The following is a 19121-nucleotide window of genomic DNA, read 5'->3' on the forward strand; positions in this document are numbered from 1 at the left end:
CTCGCGTGCTTTCGTGTCACGTTTCCCCCTGCGAGCCCGGCAGGGCCGTTCGCGCAGTTCCCCGCGCCCCTAAAAGACTGCGCAGTTCCCCGCGCCCCTAAACGATTGCGCCGTTCCCCGCGCCCCTGGTGGGGGCGCGGGAACGGCGCAGTCCTTTGATCTTTGGCGGGTGCTACGCCGGGCGCTGGAGCACGACCATGCTGTGGTCGATCAGCGGCACCCGGTCGCCCGCCTTCACCTTCGCCCCGGTCCCGGGCGCTACCCCCGCGGACCGGCCCGTGTCCACGATCACCTGCCACTGCCGCCCGTGATTGACCGGCACCACGAACTCCAGCGTCTTCGGCGAGGCGTTGAACAGCATCAGGAACGAGTCGTCGGTGATCCGCTCCCCGCGGGGCCCCGGCTCCGAGATGGCGTTGCCGTTGAGGAACACCGACAGCGCCCGCGCCTGCGTGGAGTCCCAGTCGTCCTGGGTCATCTCCTCACCGGCCGGGGTGAACCAGGCGATGTCCGACAGGTCGTCGTGGGTGCCCTCCACGGGCCGCCCGTGGAAGAACCGCCGCCGCCGGAACACCGGATGCTCGCGCCGCAGCCACACCATCGCCCGCGTGAACTCCAGCAACTCGCTGCCGTCCTCGGGCCACGGCACCCAGGACAGCTCCGTGTCCTGGCAGTACGCGTTGTTGTTGCCGTGCTGCGTGCGCGCGAACTCGTCGCCGTGGCTGAGCATCGGCACGCCCTGCGAGAGCAGCAGCGTCGCGGTGAAGTTGCGCATCTGACGCCCACGCAGCTCCAGTACGGCGGGGTCGTCGGTGTCGCCCTCGGCCCCGCAGTTCCACGACCGGTTGTGGCTCTCGCCGTCGCGGTTGTCCTCGCCGTTCGCGTCGTTGTGCTTCTCGTTGTACGACACCAGGTCGTGCATCGTGAAGCCGTCGTGGCAGGTGACGAAGTTGATGGAGGCCAGCGGGCGGCGCCCGTCGTCCTGGTAGAGGTCCGAGGACCCCGTCAGGCGGGACGCGAACTCGGCGAGCGTCTGCGGCTCGCCCCGCCACATGTCCCGTACGGTGTCGCGGTACTTTCCGTTCCACTCGGTCCACAGCGGCGGGAAGTTGCCCACCTGGTAGCCGCCCTCGCCGACGTCCCAGGGCTCGGCGATCAGCTTCACCTGGGAGACCACCGGGTCCTGCTGGACCAGGTCGAAGAACGACGACAGCCGGTCCACCTCGTGGAACTGCCGGGCCAGGGTCGCCGCCAGATCGAAGCGGAACCCGTCGACGTGCATCTCGGTGACCCAGTACCGCAGCGAGTCCATGATCAGCTGGAGCACGTGCGGGGAGCGCATGAGCAGCGAGTTGCCCGTGCCCGTGGTGTCCATGTAGTAGGTGGGATCGTCGGTGAGGCGGTAGTACGAGGCGTTGTCGAGGCCCTTGAAGGACAGCGTCGGGCCCAGGTGGTTGCCCTCGGCCGTGTGGTTGTAGACCACGTCCAGGATGACCTCGATGCCCGCCTCGTGCAGCGCGCGGACGGCCGACTTGAACTCCAGGACCTGCTGTCCGCGGTCGCCCCAGGACGCGTACGCGTTGTGGGGGGCGAAGAAGCCGATCGTGTTGTAGCCCCAGTAGTTGTTGAGGCCCATGTCGACCAGACGGTGGTCGTTCACGAACTGGTGAACGGGCATCAGTTCGAGGGCCGTGACGCCCAGTTCGGTCAGGTGTTCGATGACGGCCGGGTGGGCGAGCGCCGCGTACGTGCCGCGCAGCTCGTCCGGCAGCCCCGGATGCAGCATCGTCAGACCCTTCACATGGGCCTCGTAGAGCACCGTGTGGTGGTACTCGGTGCGCGGGAGGCGGTCGTCGCCCCAGTCGAAGTAGGGATTGACGACCACGGAGCTCATCGTGTGGGGCGCCGAGTCCAGGTCATTGCGCTTGCCGGGCGACCCGAAGTGATAGCCGTACACCTCCTCGCCCCAGTCGATGCTGCCGCTTATGGCCTTCGCGTACGGGTCGAGCAGCAGCTTCGCCGAATTGCAGCGCTGCCCCCGCTCCGGCTCGTAGGGACCGTGCACGCGGAAGCCGTACCGCTGGCCCGGCATCACGCCGGGCAGGTACGCGTGCCGGACGAACGCGTCGGTCTCGCGCAGCTCTATCGCCGTTTCCGAGCCGTCGTCGTGCAGCAGACACAGCTCGATCCGGTCCGCGGCCTCCGAGAAGACCGCGAAATTCGTGCCGGCGCCGTCGTACGTGGCACCGAGTGGGTACGCCTGTCCAGGCCAGACCTGCATGGATGCAACTCTTCCAGTTGTGCGACGTCGCAGAGGGCGACTCCCGCCCGAGTGTCCCCGAAACTGATGGAACCACCTAGGACTTACCTCCCTCTTACCGGTCGACCAGTGCATACGCGGTATGCCGAACCAGTGGGACTCGATCGACTCCTAGAGATACAGGGGGAGTAGGGGGAAATGTGCGCACAATAGTGCACCGCCATCTGGGCAAGGTGGTGGCGGGTGCGGCCATAGCGGTCGCCGGAACCGCCGTGATGGTCGGCATCACCCTGCCGGGCTCGGCGGGTGCGGACGACTCCGGCGGTCAGGGAACGGGGCGGACCGCGCAGACGGCGGGCCAGGCCCAGCAGCAGGGCCAGGGCCAGGGGCAGGGCGCCGTGCGGCCGGGCGTCGTGGAGCAGGCCCCCGCCGAGGGCGACCGGGGCAAGGGGCGCGACCCGCTCACCGACGACGAGACCGCGCGGGTCGAGCAGCTCGCCCTGGACCGCGGGCTCTCCCGCAGCAGCGAGAACGTCGAGGGCGACAAGGGGCCGCAGCGGATCACCGTCGACCTCTCCGAGCCCGAGGTGGGTGAACTGGACGACCCGAACGCGCCGCGGCGCGCCGCGGTGTCGTTCTACGACTACAAGGACGACTCGCTCGTCACCAGGACGGTGAACCTGGACACGGGCAAGGTCGAGTCGACCGACACCCAGAAGGGCGTCCAGCCGCCGCTCAGCCGTGCCGAGACCGTCGAGGCCGCGCGGCTCCTGATCGCCGACCGGCTGGGCGCCGGACTGCGGGCCGACTACAAGGACGCGACCGGCAAGGAGCTGACCACTGCCGACCAGCTGATGCTCAACAGCATGGTCTTCCGGGCGGGCCCCGGCGCGCCCGCGGCCCTCGCCGACTGCGGCAAGCACCGCTGCACGCGCCTCTTCGTGAAGGTCAGGAACGGGTCCTGGATCGACAGCCGTGACCTGGTGGTCGACCTGAGCGCCCGCAAGGTCGCCAAGGTCGGCTGAGTCTTCCCGGTCCACCGGCCTCCCTCCGTCGAGACAGTCGACTTCGTCGATCTCACTTCACCTTTCCCACTTTCCTGCCTGTGCAAGGGAGTCATTTCTTCATGCGCGTGAACAAAACCAGCCGCGCCCGCCGGCGGACGGCGGTGGGCCTCTCGGTGGTCGCCCTGACCGCCGGCGTCACGACGGCCGCGGGACCGGCCGTCGCCGAGACCAGAGACGCCCCCGCGGCCGCTGCCGCCGCCGACTGCAGCGCGGCGTACAAGATCGAGCAGAAGCTCTCCACCGGCACCACCTGGACGATGTGCTGGCACTACGAGAGCGAGGCCGGGCTCGTCCTGGAGAACGTCTCGTACCAGCCCAAGGGCGAGACCAAGCCGATACGGGTCCTGACGAGCGCCAAGCTCGCCCAGATCCACGTCCCCTACGACGACGGCTCGGTCGAGTACGACGACCTCACGGGCTTCGGCTTCGGACAGGGCCTGATGGAGATGGCCCCCGGTGAGTGCCCCGGTGGCACCATCAAGACCGTCAAGGTCCCGGACGCCTGGGACCCGGAGCACCCGAACGTCAAGGGCCTGTGCGCCACGACCCGTTCGCGCGGTCACGCCTACCGCATGCAGGGCGACACGGCGGGCAAGGTCTGGCAGGAGCAGGGCAAGGACCTGCTCGTCTACACGGTCAACCAGGTCGGCTGGTACGAGTACATGACCGAGTGGCGCTTCCAGGACGACGGCACGATCAACATGAACGTCGGCGCCACCGGCAGCCTCTCGCCCGCCGACTACGACGCCGGTGACGGCCGCGGCTGGCCGATAGGCAAGGGCGCCAAGTCCTACGCCACCAGCCACAGCCACAACGTCTTCTGGCGGCTCAACTTCGGCCTCGACGGCAGCTCCAAGAGCAAGGTCGAGCAGTACGACTCCGTGGTCAGCCCGCCGGCCGCGGGCGGCGAGGCCCCGCGCAACAAGACCACCCGCACCAAGGTCACCAAGGAACTCGCGGGCGACGCCAAGAACATGCGCTGGTGGCGCGTCGTCAGCACGGCCGGCAAGAACAAGGACGAACACCCCCGTAGTTACGAGTTCGTCCCGGGCGCCACCTCCAAGTACCCGGGCCGCAGCTTCACCAAGCACGACATCTACTTCACCGAGTACAAGAAGTGCGAACAGTTCGCCAGCAACAACATCCGCAACTGCGGTACCGGAGCCGGTAAGTCCGTCGACAAGTGGGTCAACGGACAGACCCTCACCCACCCCGTGGCCTGGGTGAACATCGGTTTCCACCACGTCGCCCGGGACGAGGACCAGCAGCCCATGCCGGTCCACTGGCAGGGCTTCTCGCTCGCCCCGCGGGACGTCACCGCTATGAATCCGCTCACTCCGCCGGAGCTGGCCGACCAGAACGGGCAAGTGGAACGCGGTAGTTGAGAAACGACCTGTCCATCCGGCTGCACCGCCCGCCGCTCCCGGAGTACCCTTCCTTGATCGTTGGCTGGGGGAGTGCTCGGGGGAGCGGAAGGCGGTGTGCGGGTGGGGTCCGGAGGGCTGGAGTTGCCCCCTGGTGACGGCGGTCACGAGGGGAGCTCCGCAGATGCCCCACCGGGAGCGGTGTCCCTCGCCCGTCCGATGGAGATCGGCGCGGAGCTGGACTGGGGCGCCGACGCCTGGCGTGAGGTGCGCACCCGCGCGCAGCGGGCCGGGCGGGCCTACATCTGGCTGAACCTCGTCGAACAGCGGCTGCGCGCGGTCGTGGCCGCTGTTCTGCGCCCGATCTACGAGCCCGTGCACGGCGAGGACGACTGGGTGGTCGCCGCCGCCGGGCCCGCCGGGCAGGAGTGGGTGCAGCGCGCCGTCGCCGTACGCGAGGTCAGCCGCCGCAAGGGTTATCTGCTCGACCCCGCCGACGACAACGTCCTGAGCTTCCTCACGCTGCCGCAGCTGCGCGAGCTGATGGTGCAGCACTGGCCGTGCTTCGAGCCGTACTTCGACGAGCGCCGGGACGTCGAACTGGCCCTGGACGAACTGGAAGTCACCCGCAACGTCGTCTCGCGGAACAGGGCCCTGTCCGAGGCCGTGCTGGCCCAGGCCGAGCGCGCCTCCGCGAAGCTCCTGGAGATCCTCGGCGCGGGCAGCGACGTGCCGTCCGCCCGCCGGCTGCCCGTCGACGCCGTCGAGAACCTGGTCGGCGACCGGTACGCGGACGTGGTGGCCGTGCACTCGGACCGGGTGCGGCTGCTGCGGCAGTTCCCCGCCGAGGACCTGTTCGGCGGCTCCCGGCGCCTCGACGCGATCGGCATCGGCCTGAACCTCCTCGTACAGAACTTCTCGGGGCGCAGGCTCGTGCGGCTGGCCGAGTCCGGCTGCCGCACCCGGCTGCTGTTCCTCAACCCGGCGTCCAGTGCGGTGAAGCGGCGCGAGCGCGAACTGGGCATCAAGCGGGGCGAGTTGAGCCGTTCCGTGGAGATGAACATCCTGCACATGCGCCGGGTGCGGGCCCGGCTGCGCGACCCCGGCGCCTTCGAGATCCAGGTCTACGACGAGACGCCCCGCTTCACGGCGTACCTCGTGGACGGCGACGGCTCGGACGGTGTGGCGGTCGTGCAGTCGTATCTGCGCCGCACCCGCGGGATGGAGGCGCCGGTACTCGTCCTGCGGGGCGGCGGCCGGGTGCTGAAGCCGGACAACGCGGGCGAAGACGGGCTTTTCGGGACGTACCGCGAGGAGTTCGAGGTGGCCTGGGCGGATTCGCGGCCGGTGTCCTGACCGGTCCCCGTGTGCCGGGTGCGCTCTCCGGATGTGCCGAGTGCGCTCCCCGGCCCGTTCGGCGCGATGCGGGGGTCCAGGGGGCGCGGCCCCGGGGCGGGTACGGGAGTGGCGGCCGGTAAGCGGAACGCGGTCCTCGGATTGTCAGTGGCCCATGGCATCGTGGAGATCACTGGGGGAACGCACCACGGAGAAGGGGGCCGGCATGGCTTGGCACGGGGAGCTGCTGATCGGCTTCGACCTGGAGACGACCGGGACCGATCCGCGCGAGGCGCGCATCGTCACCGGAGCGGTGATAGAGGTCCGCGACGGGGAGCCCGCCGGGCACCGGGAGTGGCTGGCCGACCCGGGGGTCGAGATCCCCGCGGACGCGGTCGCGGTGCACGGGATCAGCAACGAAAGAGCGGCGGCCGAGGGCAGGCCCGCCGACCAGGTGGCCGATGCGATCGCCTCGGGGCTCGTCGCCTACTGGCAGTCGGGCGTCCCGGTCGTGGCGTACAACGCGGCCTTCGACCTGACCCTGCTCTCCGCCGAACTGCGCAGGTACGGACTGCCGTCACTGCGCGAGCGGCTCGGCGGGACCGACCCGGGGCCGGTCATCGACCCCTACACCATCGACCGCTCGGTGGACCGCTACCGCCGGGGCAAGCGGAATCTCGAAGCGGTCTGCGCGGAGTACGGCGTGCGGCTGGAATCCGCCCACGACGCCACGGCGGACGCCCTGGCCGCGGCCCGGCTGGCCGCCGCGATAGCCACCCGCCACCCGAAGGTGGCCGCGCTCGGCCCCGCCGAACTGCACCGCCGCCAGATCGAGTGGTACGCGGAATGGGCGGCGGACTTCCAGAGCTTCCTGCGCCGCAAGGGGGACGCGGAGGCCGTGGTGGACGGCGTCTGGCCCGTCCGGGACCTGACGGACGAACGGGTCTGAGCCGGCGTCGGCCGACGAGGCCGGCCGACGGCGGGGTCAGTCGACGGCGGGGTCAGTCGACGGTCGGGCCGGCGATGCGCTCGACGCGCGGTGCGGCGAGCCGCGCGTAGTCGGCGCCGGAGATGACCAGGGAGCGGTCGAGACGGGCCGCGTTGAAGTAAAGGCGCGGCTGGGCCACGACGTCCGGGTCGGCGACGACTTCGAGGTCCGCGTCGAAGCTGAAGGGGAGGACGGTCCCGGGGACGGACCGGGCCAGGCGCTCCGCTGTCTCCGCGTCGCTGAATCCGGCGTAGCGGGCCGAGTAGAGCGTCTTGACCGCGGCCAGGTCCACGCGGCGGTCCCCGGGGACGACCGCGAGGACGTTGCGGGTGGTCCTGCGGTCGACCTTCACCCGCAGCACGATGCACTTCGCGGCCTCGGACTCCGGGTGGCCGCGCAGGGCGCTGACCGCCTCGGTGCTTCCTTCCGGGGCGTGGTCGATGAGCTCGTAGTCGACGGCGGCGCTGTCCAGCAGGGTGATCAGACGCTGGTAGGTGTCGTGCTCGGGCATGCGGGGTCCTCTGCGAGGGCTGGCGGGGTGGGCGTGGTCGTGACGTGCGGGTTCGCTGTGGCCGGGCGCGCAGTTCCCCGCGCCCCCGAAGGCGCGCTGCGCGCTGCCTTCAGCGCGTTCGACGGCGGCGCCTTCGTCGAGCGCGCTCGGTGGGCGCGTTCTATCGCCTGGCCCCAGTAGGTGCCGGCGACCAGCAGGGTTCCGCCCAGGGCCGTGAGCGGGGTGAAGTGGTCGCCTGCCAGGGCGATTCCCACCGCCGCGGCCCAGATCGGCTCGGTGCCCAGCAGAAGGCTGGCCCGGCTGGCCGAGGTGCGCTGGACGGCCCAGGTCTGTGCGAGGAAGGCGAACACGCTGCAGAACAGGGCGAGATAGAGCAGCTGGGCCCAGCCCGCCACGCCGACGTGCACGAGGGTGGGGAGGTCACCGGACGCGGGGATCAGGAACAGCACGGTGCCGACGAGGGTCTGCACGGTGGTCAGCCGCAGCGGCCGGACAGCGCGGCCCACGGCGAGCCGGCCGACGAGCGCGACATGCCCGGCGCGTATCACCGCGGCGCCGAGCATCAGCAGGTCGCCGAGGCGGGGCGCGTGGAAACCGTTGCCCGACATGAGGAGGCCGACGGCCAGCAGGCAGACGCCGGCGGCCGCGTAGAAGGCCGGGGGAAGGCCGCCGGTGCGGCCGGTGCGGTCCAGGAGAGGGGTGATCACGATGGTCAGGCTGATGATGAGTCCCGCGTTGGCGGCGCTGGTGTGCGCGACGCCGTACGTCTCCACGACGAGGACGGCCGCCTGGGTGACGCCCAGGGGCAGCCCGAGCCGGATCTCGTCGCGGGTCCACGGGCCGGACTTGCGGTCGGCGGCGACCAGGCCGAGACAGGCGAGGGCGGACAGGGCGTACCGCGCGAACAGCACCACCAGGACGGGCAGCACTGCGGTCGCCGTCTGGGCGGCCAGATAGCTGGAACCCCAGACGAGAGCGACAAGGAGGAGTACCGCATCGGTACGGCGGGCATCGGGCACGCGCTCACCCTGCCCTGCCGCGACTCTGAAGCACAGAGCCAACTTCTAAAACGATCCTTTAGCATCACTACATCGGAGAGGGGGCGGGAAGAGGCGTGCGAGGAGGTCTGGTGAGATGGACGAACGACAGCTGAGGATTCTGCGTGAGCTGGGGGAACTGGGCAGTGTCACCGCGGTCGCCGAGGCGCTGCTGGTGACGCCCTCGGCGATCTCCCAGCAACTGCGGCTGCTGCAACGCGCGATCCCCGTACCGCTCACCGAGCGCCAGGGGCGGCGGCTGGCCCTCACGGACGCCGGGCAGGCCCTGGCCGGCGCGGCGATCGAGGTGGAGACGGCGCTGGAGCGCGCCCGGCACACCGTCGAGGAGTTCGTGGACCGGCCGGACGGCGAGGTGTCGGTGGCGGCCTTCCACAGCGGGGGTTCGGCGTTCTTCCCCTTGCTGCTCCGGGCACTGGCCGCACCCGGCAGCCCCCGCCTCTCCCTCGCCGACGCGGACGTGACGCAGGACGACTTCCCGCCGCTGACCCGGGAGTACGACCTGGTGCTCGCCCACCGCCTCGAACACACCCCCGGCTGGCCGAGTACCGTCACCGCCACGACGCTGCTGCGCGAACCGCTCGACGTGGCCATGCCTGCGGACCATCCGCTGGCGGTCAAGCGCCGGCTCACCCCGCTCGACGTGGCCGACCAGCCGTGGATCACCGCGCACGACGGCTTCCCGGTGGTGGCCACGATCGACGCGATCGCCACGGCCGCGGGCCGTCGGCTGCGGCTGGTGCACCGCATCAACGAGTTCGCGGTGGTCGCCGAGGCGGTCGCCGCCGGCGGGGGCCTCGCGCTGATGCCCCGCTGGACGATGCGCCCGCACCCCGCCCTGGTCCTCAAACCCCTCACCGGAGTCCGAGCCCGCCGCCAGATCGACGCCCTGCACCGCCCCGAACGCACAGCCCGCAAAGCAGTACGCACGGTTCTCGCCGAGCTGCACCGGGCGGCCGACACGATCCGCGCCCAGGGCTGAGAAGCCCCGCTTTCCAGGGGCGCGGGGAACTGCGCAACGGGGCCGTCAGAACGGATACCACCGCACCGTCGCATCCCCGTCCCGCAAGGACGCCACCCGCCGCTCGAACTCGGCGAGCGCCCGAGGATTGCTCGGCGCATGCTGCGCCACCCACGCACAACTCGCGGTCTCCCGCGCCCCGCGCAACACCCCGCACCCCTCCCACTCCCGCACATCCCACCCGTACGTCTGCGTGAACGTCTCGTACGCCGACGCGGGCAACCCGTACCGGTCCCGCGACAGGGCCAGCACGACCAGGTCGTGCTCCCGCAGGTCCGAGGAGAACGTCTCCAGGTCGACCAGGACAGGCCCGTCGGGCCCGACATGCACATTGCGGGGCAGCGCGTCGCCGTGGATCGGCCCCGGCGGCAGCGCCGGCGTGAGCGCGGCGGCAGCCGTGGCGAACCCGTCCCGCCGCTCCCGCAGGAACGCCGCGTCCGCCGGATCGATCACGTCCCCCGCGAGCCGCAGCCACCGCTCCACCCCGCCCAGCAGTTCCCGGCGCGGCAGCGCGAACGCCGGGGAGGGCAGAGCGTGCACCACCCGCAGCAGTTCGGCCAGATCACGCGGTTCGGCCGGGCGGACGGGGTCGGACAGCCGGTGCCACAGCGTCACCGGATGACCGGCGACGAACCGCGCCTCGGGCTCGGCGGCCCGCACCGCCGGAACGCCCGCCTCGGCGAGCCAGAGCGCGACGGCCAGCTCGCGCCGCGCCCGGTCGAGGAGTTCGGTGTCACGGCCCACCTTGACCACCAGGTCACCGAGGGCGAAGACGGCGTTCTCGCCCAGCGCGAGCAGCACCGCGTCCCGGCCGTCCCGCCCGTTCGGGCCGATCCGCGCCTCGGCGAGTACGTCCCGTGCCTGTGCCTCGTCCATCACTCGCCTTCCGTGAAGCCATAGGGAAGCCGTGGGGAAGCGACAGGGCAGCCGAAGGCGAAATCCCCGGCTCCCGCGTTTCCCGCGGTTCCCACACACGTCATCGCACGCCATTCTGCCCCGCGCCGTGCACACGACAGCACGCCGTCCGTCCCCCGGTGTCCCATCCGCACTGGTGGGGGCCGTCGGCCGGGCGCGCGTGCTGTCTTGACGCGGTGTCGCCGGATCACGACGATGACGGGGGCCACCGGGACGGCCAGATCGAGATGAACCGCTCAGAGGAGCCGATTCCGTGACATTGGCGACCGCAAGGAAGCGGTCAGTGAAGCCCTCACCGCGAGCCGGCGGGCCGGGCCGCCCCGTCGACCACGGCGCCTGGTTCCTGGTGCTGCCCGCGCTGATCCCGATCCTGGTGCTCAGCGTCGGCCCGCTGCTGTACGGCATCGCCCTGGCGTTCACCGACGCGCAGTCGGGCCGGACCGAGCCCACGCAGTGGATCGGCACCCTCAACTTCCAGGACCTGCTGCACGACACCCTGTTCTGGGAGTCGTTCCGGATCGGCCTGGTGTGGGCGGTCGGTGTGACCGTCCCGCAGTTCGTCCTCGCTCTCGGACTCGCCCTGCTCCTCAACGAGGAACTGCGGCTGCGCTGGCTGGCGCGGGCGCTCGCGATCATCCCGTGGGCGATGCCCGAGGTCGTGGTCGGCATCATGTGGCGGCTCGTCTACAACCCGGACGCGGGCATCCTCAACGAGACGATCCGCGATCTGGGTCTCGGCGACGGGCGGGACTGGCTGTCGGGCCTCGCGACCGCGCTGCCCGCGGTGATCGTCGTCGGGATCTGGGCCGGTATGCCCCAGACGACGGTCGCCCTGCTCGCCGGACTGCAGAACACCCCGCGCGAACTCCACGAGGCGGCCGCCATGGACGGCGCGGGCGCCTGGCGCCGGTTCCGCACGGTCACCTGGCCCGCCCTGAAACCGGTCGCGCTCGCCATCACGGCGCTCAACTTCATCTGGAACTTCAACTCGTTCGCCCTGGTCTACGTGCTGACCAGCGGCGGACCCGGCGGCCGTACCCGGCTGCCGATGCTGTTCGCCTACGAAGAGGCCTTCCGTTACGGCCAGTTCGGCTACGCGGCGGCGATGGGATGCGTGATGGTCGCGGTGATCTCGGTGATTCTCGCCGTCCACCTGGTCGGCCGGCTGCGGGGAGGCGAGGACGCGTGAGGACGAGCAGAAGGGCCCGCGCGGGCCAGTACGCGGCGCTCCTCGCGTATCTGGTCTTCCTCGCCTTCCCGTTCCTGTGGCTGATCTCCACCGCCTTCAAGCCGGCGCGCGAACTGGCCAGTCTGCATCCGACGTGGCTGCCCCAGGACCCGACCCTGGACAACTTCCGGCAGGCCTTCGACGAACAGCCGCTGCTGCGGGCCGCGTTGAACTCCCTGGTCGCGGCGCTCGGCGCGGCCGTGATCGCCGTACTGATCGCCACCCCGATGGCGTACGTCATGGCCCGGCACCGCACCCGGCTCGCGAAGGCGGCCACCGGGTGGGTGGTCGTCAGCCAGGCGTTCCCGTTCGTCCTGGTGATCATCCCGTTGTTCCTCGTCCTGAAGAACCTGCACCTGATCAACTCCGTGGCCGGGCTGGTCATGGTCTACGTGGTGTGGGCCCTGCCGTTCGCGCTCTGGATGCTCGTGGGGTACGTACGGGCCGTGCCGGCCGAGATGGAGGAGGCCGCCGCGGTCGACGGAGCCGGCAAGGTGCGCACGCTGGTCTCGATCACCGCGCCGCTCCTCGCGCCGGGCATCGTGGCCACGGCCCTGTTCGCGTTCATCAGCGCGTGGAACGAGTTCTTCTTCGCGCTGGTGCTGCTCAAGACCCCGGAGAAGCAGACCTTGCCCGTCGTCCTGACCCACTTCCTCGGCGCGGAGGGCGTGGCGGACCTCGGCCCGCTGGCCGCCGCCGCGTTCCTGGCGACCATCCCGTCGCTGGTCGTCTTCGCGCTCATCCAGAAACGGATCACGGGCGGGATGCTCGCGGGGGCGGTGAAGAGCTGATGCGGACGAGCTCGCTCAGGGGATCGCGATCGCTCACCGGATCGCGTACGAGGTGGATCGCCGCGCTGGTCGCGGGGCTGCTGGTCGTCGCGGGTGCCGGCTGCTCCGGTGACGGGGGCGGCTCCGAGGACGGCCGGATCACGCTCCGCTTCCAGTCGCTGGCCTGGCAGAAGGAGTCCGTCGACGCCAACAAGGAACTCGTACGGGAGTGGAACGCCGCGCATCCGGACGTCAGGGTCGAGTACGTACAGGGGTCCTGGGACAGCGTCCACGACCAGTTGCTCACGTCGTTCGAGGGCGGTGAGGCGCCGGACATCATCCACGACGCCTCGGACGACCTCGCGGACTTCGCGTACGGCGGGTATCTCGCGGATCTGCGCGGGCTGCTGTCCGAGCGGCTCACGTCCGACATCCCGGGGCGGAGCTGGGAGACGACGACGTTCGGGGACGGGATCTACGGTGTGCCGTTCCTCCAGGAGCCCCGGGTCCTGATCGCCAACGCCAAGTGGCTCAAGGAGTCGGGGGAACGGATCCCCACGCCCGAAAAGCCGTGGAGCTGGGACGAGTTCAGGAGGATCACCGACCGACTGAGCGGCGGGGGCGGGAAAGGGGACGGGAAGTACGGGGTGGCCTGGCCGCTCAAGGAGCCCGTCTCGGCCACGCTCAACCTGTCGTTGTCGACCGGCGGGCAGTTGTTCCACCGCGGAGCCGACGGCAAGGTGCGGATCCGGTTCGACGAGGGTGACGAGGTCGTGCCGCGCACGATCCACGACCAGGTCAACCTCGACGGGAGCGCGTCGGGTTCGACGCTCGGCAGCGGTGGCTCCGACACGCTGCCCGGCTTCTTCGGCGGCAAGTACGCGATGGTTCCGCTCGGGTTCTCCTATCGGCAGCAGATTGTGCAGCAGGCGCCGAAGGGGTTCGAGTGGCAGGTGCTGCCCGCGCCTGCGGGGGCCGGGACCGGGGCCGAGGCCGGAGCCGGGACCGACGGGCTCACCCAGGGGGTGAGTCCGCAGACGCTGTCCGTCGCCGAGGACAGCCCGCACAAGGAGGAGGCCGCGGCCTTCATCGACTTCCTGCTCCGGCCGCCGAACATGGTGCGGCTCGCGCTGGGGGACTGGATGCTGCCGACCGGGACGGAGGCGCTGCGGGATCCGGCGCTGCGGAGCGAGAAGGACGGCTGGGCCGTGGGGGCCGCGCTCGCCGGGGCGCTGCGGTCGGCGCCCGCGCAGTCCGTGCGGGGGTATCCGGAGTGGAAGGACAAGGTGGCGACGCCCGCCTACCAGGAGTACTACAGCGGGGCTATCGGGATGGGGGAGCTGCGGCGGCGGCTGGTGAAGGACGGGAACCTGGTGCTGGCGCGGTACCAGCGGTGACGGTTCGTCCCCCCTCGGCGGGGTGATGCGGGTCCGTTGAGGCTGGGTGCGCAGTTCCCCGCGCCCCTAAAAGCCGGTGGGTCGTGGGGTGCGGGTCCGCTGGGGCTGGGTGCGCCGTCGTGGGTTTATTAGCTTGTACGAGACGTCTCGTCTCGTTAAGGTCGGTGCATGACCACCCCACACCCCGCCCACATCGCCATGTTCTCCATCGCCGCCCATGGGCATGTGAACCCGAGCCTCGAAGTGATCCGGGAGCTCGTCGCCCGCGGGCATCGGGTCACGTACGCCATTCCGCCCGTCTTCGCCGACAAGGTCGCGGAGACCGGTGCCGAACCCAAGCTCTGGACCTCGACCCTGCCGTCGCCCGACGACGACCCGAGCGCCTGGGGGGACACACTCCTGGACAACGTGGAGCCCTTCCTCGCGGACGCCATTCAGGCGCTCCCGCAGCTCATCGACGCCTACGAGGGCGACGAGCCGGACCTCGTGCTGCACGACATCGCCTCGTACCCGGCCCGCGTCCTCGCCCACCGCTGGGGCGTCCCCGCCGTCTCGCTCTCCCCGAACCTCGTCGCCTGGGAGGGGTACGAGAAGGAGGTCGCCGAGCCCATGTGGGCGGAGCCGAAGAAGACCGAGCGCGGGCAGGCGTACTACGCGCGCTTCCAGGCCTGGCTGGACGAGAACGGGATCGACCAGGACCCCGACTCCTTCGGCGGCCGGCCCGCCCGCTCCCTCGTCCTCATCCCCAAGGCCCTCCAGCCGAACGCCGACCGGGTCGACGAGTCCGTGTACACGTTCGTCGGTGCCTGCCAGGGCGACCGTGCCGCCCAGGGGGAGTGGCGGCGGCCCGACGGCGCCGAGCGCGTCGCCCTGGTGTCCCTGGGGTCCGCCTTCACCAAGCAGCCCGCCTTCTACCGCGCGTGCGTGAAGGCGTTCGGCGCGCTGTCCGGCTGGCATCTGGTGCTCCAGATCGGCAAGCACGTCGACCCGGCCGAACTCGGCGAGCTCCCGGCGAACGTGGAAGTCCACGACTGGGTCCCGCAGCTCGCGATCCTCAAGCAGGCCGACGTCTTCGTCACCCACGCCGGCGCGGGCGGCAGCCAGGAGGGGATGGCGACCGCCACACCGATGGTCTGCGTACCGCAGGCCGTCGACCAGTTCGGCAACGCGGACGTGCTCCAGGCGCTCGGAGTCGCCCGCCATCTGCCCATGGAAGAGGTCACCGCCGACACTCTGCGCGAGGCCGTTCTGGCGATCGCCGACGACCCGGAAGTGGCGCGGAAACTCGAAGTCGTCCAGGCCGAGATGGCGGCCGAGGGGGGAACTCGCCGTGCCGCGGATTTGATCGAGGCGGAAATTCCCGCAGGGCGCGACACAGCACGCCAGGGCGCATAAGGCCTGGTCAGGTCACTGTCAGCGAACCCGGAATTCCCCCGGGTCACGGTTCCACGTAATTGGTGAAGCCATGGCGCACTTTGTATAACGGGAAGGTCATTCGATAACGCTCGGGTAACGCAGGGTCTGTCCTGTCGGGTCATGGATCGGGTTGCTGAGTTCGACCCCTGACCCCCGCAGAAGGTTGCACGGGCATCTTCTTGTTCTTTTCCCGAACAGGTTCTTAGCGTGAGGTGAACTCGATACGAACTCTGGGAAGTTGACCTATGCGCCGTGACATACCGCCCCTCGCAGAGGTGCGCCGCATCACCGAGAAGAAGCGGGACGCCTGGTGGACCGTGTTGCTCGTCGACCCGGTCGCCACCCCGCTGGTGCGGTTGACCGCGAAGTACACGAGGATCACCCCGAACCAGATCACCTGGGGCGCGTTCCTGCTCGGTCTGGTCTCGGCGGCGTTCTTCGCGTTCGGTGACTGGCGGTGGCTGATCGCCGGCGCGTTCGTCTACCACCTGAGCTTTATCCTCGACTGCATGGACGGGAAGGTGGCCCGTCTCACCGGACAGGGCTCGGTCTTCGGCGCCTGGCTGGACTTCGTCTTCGACCGCATCCGGGTGGCGGTGTGCGGCGTCGCGCTGATGGCAGGGCAGTACGACCGCACCGGCGAGACGATCTACATCTGGCTGGCCGCCGCGGTCGTCTTCCTCGACACGCTGCGCTACATCAACGGCCTGGAGATCTTCAAGATCCGCCACACCATGCGCAAGCAGATCAAGGCACGGGTGCGGGCGGCCCGGCGCGCGGAGAACTCCGCGGAGCTCGCCTTCATGGAGGACCTGCTGCGCAACAACCCCGAGGCGGACATCGAGCAGGACATCCGCCAGGCGGCGACGGCGACGGCGACGATGACGGCGACACCGGCGGGCGTCGCGGAGGTCACCGACCTCGCGCCGGTGACAGCGGCGGAGACTGCCCAGGCCCAAACCCAGGACCACGCCCAGACCCACGTCCAGACCCACGTCCAGGCCGAGGCCGAGGCCGAGGTGGAGGCCGGCTCCGAAACCGAAGCCGGCGCCGAGGCGCAGCGCAAGGCTCCGGCCCGTGTGATCGACCTGCACCAGGAGTTCAGGCACCGCTTCCCGGTCTATCTCCGCGCCCGCTCCTTCTTCCTGCGCCACCGCATCCGTACGCACCTGGTGAGCGGTATCGAATTCCAGATGGGCGTCTTCATCCTCGGCCCGCTGTTCGACTCGGTCATCAAGGCGACCATCGTCTCCGGGGCGCTGCTCCTCGTCTTCGAGCTCGCGATCATCTACAAGCTGCTGCTCTCCACCCGGGACTTCACGCGCACGATCGACTCCTTCGAGCGCGAAGAGGTAGCCACCGCGGCCTGACCGGCGGACCGCCAACGACCGCACGGAACGGCCGCACGACACGGCGCCACGAGACGGCCGCACGAAACGGCAGCGGGGCCGGGGCAGATGCCCCGGCCCCGCTGCCGTTCGGCGTCACCGTTCCGTACGGAACCGGTCGGTCAGACGCCGACCCTCTCGCCCTCGACCGCCGGCGGCTGCGGCGGCTGCGACCGCGTCGACGGCTCCTCGAACGACTCGTCGTGACTGAGGTCCGGCAGCCGGTTCAGCCACTTCGGGAAGTACCAGTTGCGCTCGCCGAGGAGGGCCATGACCGCCGGGAGCAGCACACCGCGGATGATCGTGGCGTCGATGAGGACCGCCGCCGCGAGGCCCACACCCATCTGCTTCATGGACTGCATGGACAGCGTGCCGAAGATCGCGAAGACGGCGACCATGATGACGGCGGCGCTGGTGATGACACCGGCCGTCGTGACGACCCCGTGCTGGATGGAGTCCCGGGTCGTCAGCCCCCGCAGCCGCGCCTCACGGATCCGCGAGACCACGAACACGTGGTAGTCCATCGAGAGCCCGAAGAGGATCACGAAGAGGAACAGCGGCAGCCAGGTGATGATCGCGCCCACTCCCTCGGCGCCCACCAGCGACGCGCCCCAGCCGTGCTGGAAGACGGCGACGAGGATGCCGTACGCCGCTCCGACGGACAGGAGGTTGAGGATGATCGAGGTGATGGCGATCGTCAGCGAGCGGAACGACAGGAGCATCAGCACGAAGGCGAAGACCACGACGAAGGCGAAGACCGGGGCCACCGCGCTGACGAGCTGGTCGTTGAAGTCCTTCGAACCCGCCACCTGACCGGTCACCGGTGCCTCGACGCCGTCGACCTTGCCGAGCGTCGCGGGCCGGACGTCGTCGCGGATGATGTCCAGGCTCTTCTCGGCCTTGTCGAGGTTAGAACCGCCCACCAGCGGCACGTACACGAAGGCGATGTTCTGCGTGTCGTGCACCTTGACGTCGACCGGGCCGCGCGAGGCGCCCGAACTGACCGCCCGCTCACGGAAGTCGGCGATCGCGGACTTCACCTCGGCGGAGTTGATGTCGTCCGCCTTGACGACCACCTCGGCCGGGTCGGAGCCGCCGGGGAAGGCCTCGTTCACCCGCTCGTACGTCGCCACGATCGGCAGCGAGTCGCCGAACTCCTGGTCGAGCGTGAGGTTCTGGGTCTTCATGCCGAGCGCGGGAGCGGCGATGGCCACCAGGGCGCCCGCCGCGACGATCAGCGAGATCACGGGCTTGGCCAGCACCACGCGCAGGACGCTCGTCCAGAAGCGGCTGTCGTTGCCGGAACCGCCGGCTGTCTTGCGGCGCTTGTCCGGGTGCAGGAACGGGATCCGTCCCGTCTCGACGCGCTTGCCGAGCAGCGAGAGGACCGCGGGGAGCACCGTCACCGAGCCGACCATGGCGACCGCCACGACCATCAGTGAGGCGAGTCCCATCGCCTTGAAGGTGGCGATCCCGGTGAACAGCATGCCCGCCATCGCCACGCACACCGTGACGCCGGAGACGATGATGGCCCGGCCGCTGGTCGCCGCGGCGATGCGCAGCGCCGTCTCGTGGTCCCTGCCCGCCGCGCGTTCCTCGCGCTCGCGCCGCAGATAGAACAGGCAGTAGTCGACGCCGACCGCGAGGCCGACCAGCAGCATCACGGAGCTGGAGGTCTCGTCCATCGGCTGGACATGGCTGACGAGCATCATCAGGCCCATGGTGGCCATGATCGCGGTGATCGCGAGCAGCACCGGCACGAGTGCCGCCACCAGCGCGCCGAACGCCACCAGCAGGATGCCGAGGGCCACCGGGACGGCGGAGAACTCGGCCTGCTTGAAGTCGTCGCCGAACGCGTCGTCGAACGTCTTGTTCATGCTGGCGCCGCCGATCTCCTCGATCCGCAACGCCTCATGGTCCTTCTGGACCTCCTCCACGGCCTTCAGGACGGGCTCCACCCGCTCGCCCGCCGTGTCCGCGTCGCCGCGCATGTCGAACTGGACCAGCGCGCTGCGGCCGTCCTTCGAGATCGTCTTCGTGTCGTAGGGCGAGGTCACGTCGGTCACCTTGCCGGTGCCCTCGACCGCCTTGATCACGGCGGCGACGGCGGCACGGAACTCGCTGTCGGTCGCCTTGAGACTCGACTCCTTGCCCTGGAGGAGCACGGTCTCCCCGGCCGGCTCCTCGATCCCCGCCTGCTCCGCGATGGCCGCGGCGCGGCCCGTCTCGCCCCCGAGCTGCTCGCTGTCCTTGAGCTCGACCGTGCCCGCCGCCGAGCCGAGTCCCATCGCCAGAACGACGAACAGCACCCAGATCCCGACGGCCGCCCAGCGGTGCCGGGCGCTCCAGCCACCGGCCCGGGCCGCTATCCCCCGTACCCGCGTGTCTCGCTTCCCCATGACGGGC

14 protein-coding genes and 1 pseudogene are annotated in these 19121 nt (G+C 70.3%); 10 read left to right on the top strand and 5 right to left on the bottom strand.

What is annotated here, in order from left to right; translation table 11 throughout:
• Positions 1–172 precede the first annotated feature (172 nt).
• Positions 173–2281, bottom strand: a complete 2109-nt coding sequence (glgX, locus tag IE278_RS09310; protein WP_189770638.1) for a glycogen debranching protein GlgX — start codon at positions 2279–2281, stop codon at positions 173–175.
• A gap of 179 nt (positions 2282–2460) precedes the next feature.
• Between glgX and IE278_RS09315 the strand changes: the two genes are divergently transcribed.
• The 4 genes from IE278_RS09315 to IE278_RS09330 all read left to right on the top strand — a co-directional run bounded on the left by IE278_RS09315 (position 2461) and on the right by IE278_RS09330 (position 6975).
• Positions 2461–3285 carry a Tat pathway signal sequence domain protein gene (locus IE278_RS09315; protein WP_189770641.1) on the top strand — a complete coding sequence of 275 codons (825 nt, stop codon included), beginning with the start codon at positions 2461–2463 and terminating at the stop codon, positions 3283–3285.
• Between the two features lie 101 nt (positions 3286–3386).
• Positions 3387–4712 carry a copper amine oxidase gene (locus IE278_RS09320; RefSeq protein WP_189770643.1) on the top strand — a complete coding sequence of 442 codons (1326 nt, stop codon included), beginning with the start codon at positions 3387–3389 and terminating at the stop codon, positions 4710–4712.
• A 102-nt stretch (positions 4713–4814) separates the two neighbouring features.
• A complete protein-coding gene (locus IE278_RS09325) occupies positions 4815–6047 on the top strand; it encodes a DUF5919 domain-containing protein (protein ID WP_189770645.1) in 1233 nt (410 codons plus the stop codon).
• 205 nt (positions 6048–6252) lie between these two features.
• Complete coding sequence (locus IE278_RS09330) at positions 6253–6975, top strand: 3'-5' exonuclease (RefSeq protein WP_189770647.1); 723 nt, start codon at positions 6253–6255, stop codon at positions 6973–6975.
• 52 nt (positions 6976–7027) lie between these two features.
• On the opposite strand, the gene IE278_RS09335 is transcribed toward IE278_RS09330, so the two are convergent.
• Positions 7028–7525, bottom strand: a complete 498-nt coding sequence (locus tag IE278_RS09335) for a YbaK/EbsC family protein (RefSeq protein ID WP_189770649.1) — start codon at positions 7523–7525, stop codon at positions 7028–7030.
• Positions 7495–8544, bottom strand: coding sequence for a DMT family transporter (locus IE278_RS09340; RefSeq protein ID WP_189770651.1), 1050 nt, complete (start codon positions 8542–8544; stop codon positions 7495–7497). Before IE278_RS09340 ends, IE278_RS09335 begins: the two co-directional genes overlap by 31 nt.
• 115 nt (positions 8545–8659) lie before the next feature.
• Here IE278_RS09340 and IE278_RS09345 point away from each other — a divergent pair, with 115 nt between their 5' ends.
• Entirely contained in the window at positions 8660–9562 is a 903-nt protein-coding gene (locus IE278_RS09345; protein ID WP_189770652.1) for a LysR family transcriptional regulator, read from the top strand.
• A gap of 45 nt (positions 9563–9607) precedes the next feature.
• Here the strand turns inward: IE278_RS09345 and IE278_RS09350 are convergent, their stop codons facing one another.
• The gene (locus IE278_RS09350) at positions 9608–10477 is read right to left on the bottom strand and encodes a phosphotransferase (RefSeq protein WP_189770653.1); all 870 of its coding nucleotides are present in this window, start codon (positions 10475–10477) and stop codon (positions 9608–9610) included.
• Positions 10478–10769: 292 nt separating this feature from the next.
• Here IE278_RS09350 and IE278_RS09355 point away from each other — a divergent pair, with 292 nt between their 5' ends.
• The 5 genes and pseudogenes from IE278_RS09355 to IE278_RS09375 all read left to right on the top strand — a co-directional run bounded on the left by IE278_RS09355 (position 10770) and on the right by IE278_RS09375 (position 16697).
• Positions 10770–11705: a carbohydrate ABC transporter permease gene (locus IE278_RS09355; RefSeq protein ID WP_189770654.1), complete on the top strand. Its 936-nt coding sequence runs from the start codon at positions 10770–10772 to the stop codon at positions 11703–11705.
• A complete protein-coding gene (locus IE278_RS09360; RefSeq protein WP_189770655.1) occupies positions 11702–12535 on the top strand; it encodes a carbohydrate ABC transporter permease in 834 nt (277 codons plus the stop codon). The genes IE278_RS09355 and IE278_RS09360 overlap by 4 nt, the downstream gene beginning before the upstream one ends.
• Positions 12535–13911: an ABC transporter substrate-binding protein gene (locus IE278_RS09365; protein WP_189770656.1), complete on the top strand. Its 1377-nt coding sequence runs from the start codon at positions 12535–12537 to the stop codon at positions 13909–13911. Before IE278_RS09360 ends, IE278_RS09365 begins: the two co-directional genes overlap by 1 nt.
• 127 nt (positions 13912–14038) lie before the next feature.
• Positions 14039–15306: pseudogene (gene mgt / locus IE278_RS09370) on the top strand (macrolide-inactivating glycosyltransferase).
• A gap of 266 nt (positions 15307–15572) precedes the next feature.
• Complete coding sequence (locus IE278_RS09375) at positions 15573–16697, top strand: CDP-alcohol phosphatidyltransferase family protein (RefSeq protein WP_189770660.1); 1125 nt, start codon at positions 15573–15575, stop codon at positions 16695–16697.
• 140 nt (positions 16698–16837) lie between these two features.
• Here the strand turns inward: IE278_RS09375 and IE278_RS09380 are convergent, their stop codons facing one another.
• The gene (locus IE278_RS09380) at positions 16838–19114 is read right to left on the bottom strand and encodes an MMPL family transporter (RefSeq protein ID WP_189770662.1); all 2277 of its coding nucleotides are present in this window, start codon (positions 19112–19114) and stop codon (positions 16838–16840) included.
• Between the last annotated feature and the right edge of the window lie 7 nt (positions 19115–19121).

Origin of the sequence: Streptomyces tauricus, assembly GCF_014650955.1 — a bacterium.
GTDB lineage: Bacteria > Actinomycetota > Actinomycetes > Streptomycetales > Streptomycetaceae > Streptomyces > Streptomyces tauricus.

What these genes read in the sequence shown, in the direction of transcription:
- IE278_RS09380 (WP_189770662.1), bottom strand. Translation starts at nt 19,114, where the DNA reads ATGGGGAAGCGAGACACGCGGGTACGGGGGATAGCGGCCCGGGCCGGT.
- IE278_RS09320 (WP_189770643.1), top strand. Translation starts at nt 3,387, where the DNA reads ATGCGCGTGAACAAAACCAGCCGCGCCCGCCGGCGGACGGCGGTGGGC.
- IE278_RS09365 (WP_189770656.1), top strand. Translation starts at nt 12,535, where the DNA reads ATGCGGACGAGCTCGCTCAGGGGATCGCGATCGCTCACCGGATCGCGT.
- glgX (WP_189770638.1), bottom strand. Translation starts at nt 2,281, where the DNA reads ATGCAGGTCTGGCCTGGACAGGCGTACCCACTCGGTGCCACGTACGAC.
- IE278_RS09330 (WP_189770647.1), top strand. Translation starts at nt 6,253, where the DNA reads ATGGCTTGGCACGGGGAGCTGCTGATCGGCTTCGACCTGGAGACGACC.
- IE278_RS09335 (WP_189770649.1), bottom strand. Translation starts at nt 7,525, where the DNA reads ATGCCCGAGCACGACACCTACCAGCGTCTGATCACCCTGCTGGACAGC.
- IE278_RS09375 (WP_189770660.1), top strand. Translation starts at nt 15,573, where the DNA reads ATGCGCCGTGACATACCGCCCCTCGCAGAGGTGCGCCGCATCACCGAG.
- IE278_RS09350 (WP_189770653.1), bottom strand. Translation starts at nt 10,477, where the DNA reads ATGGACGAGGCACAGGCACGGGACGTACTCGCCGAGGCGCGGATCGGC.
- IE278_RS09345 (WP_189770652.1), top strand. Translation starts at nt 8,660, where the DNA reads ATGGACGAACGACAGCTGAGGATTCTGCGTGAGCTGGGGGAACTGGGC.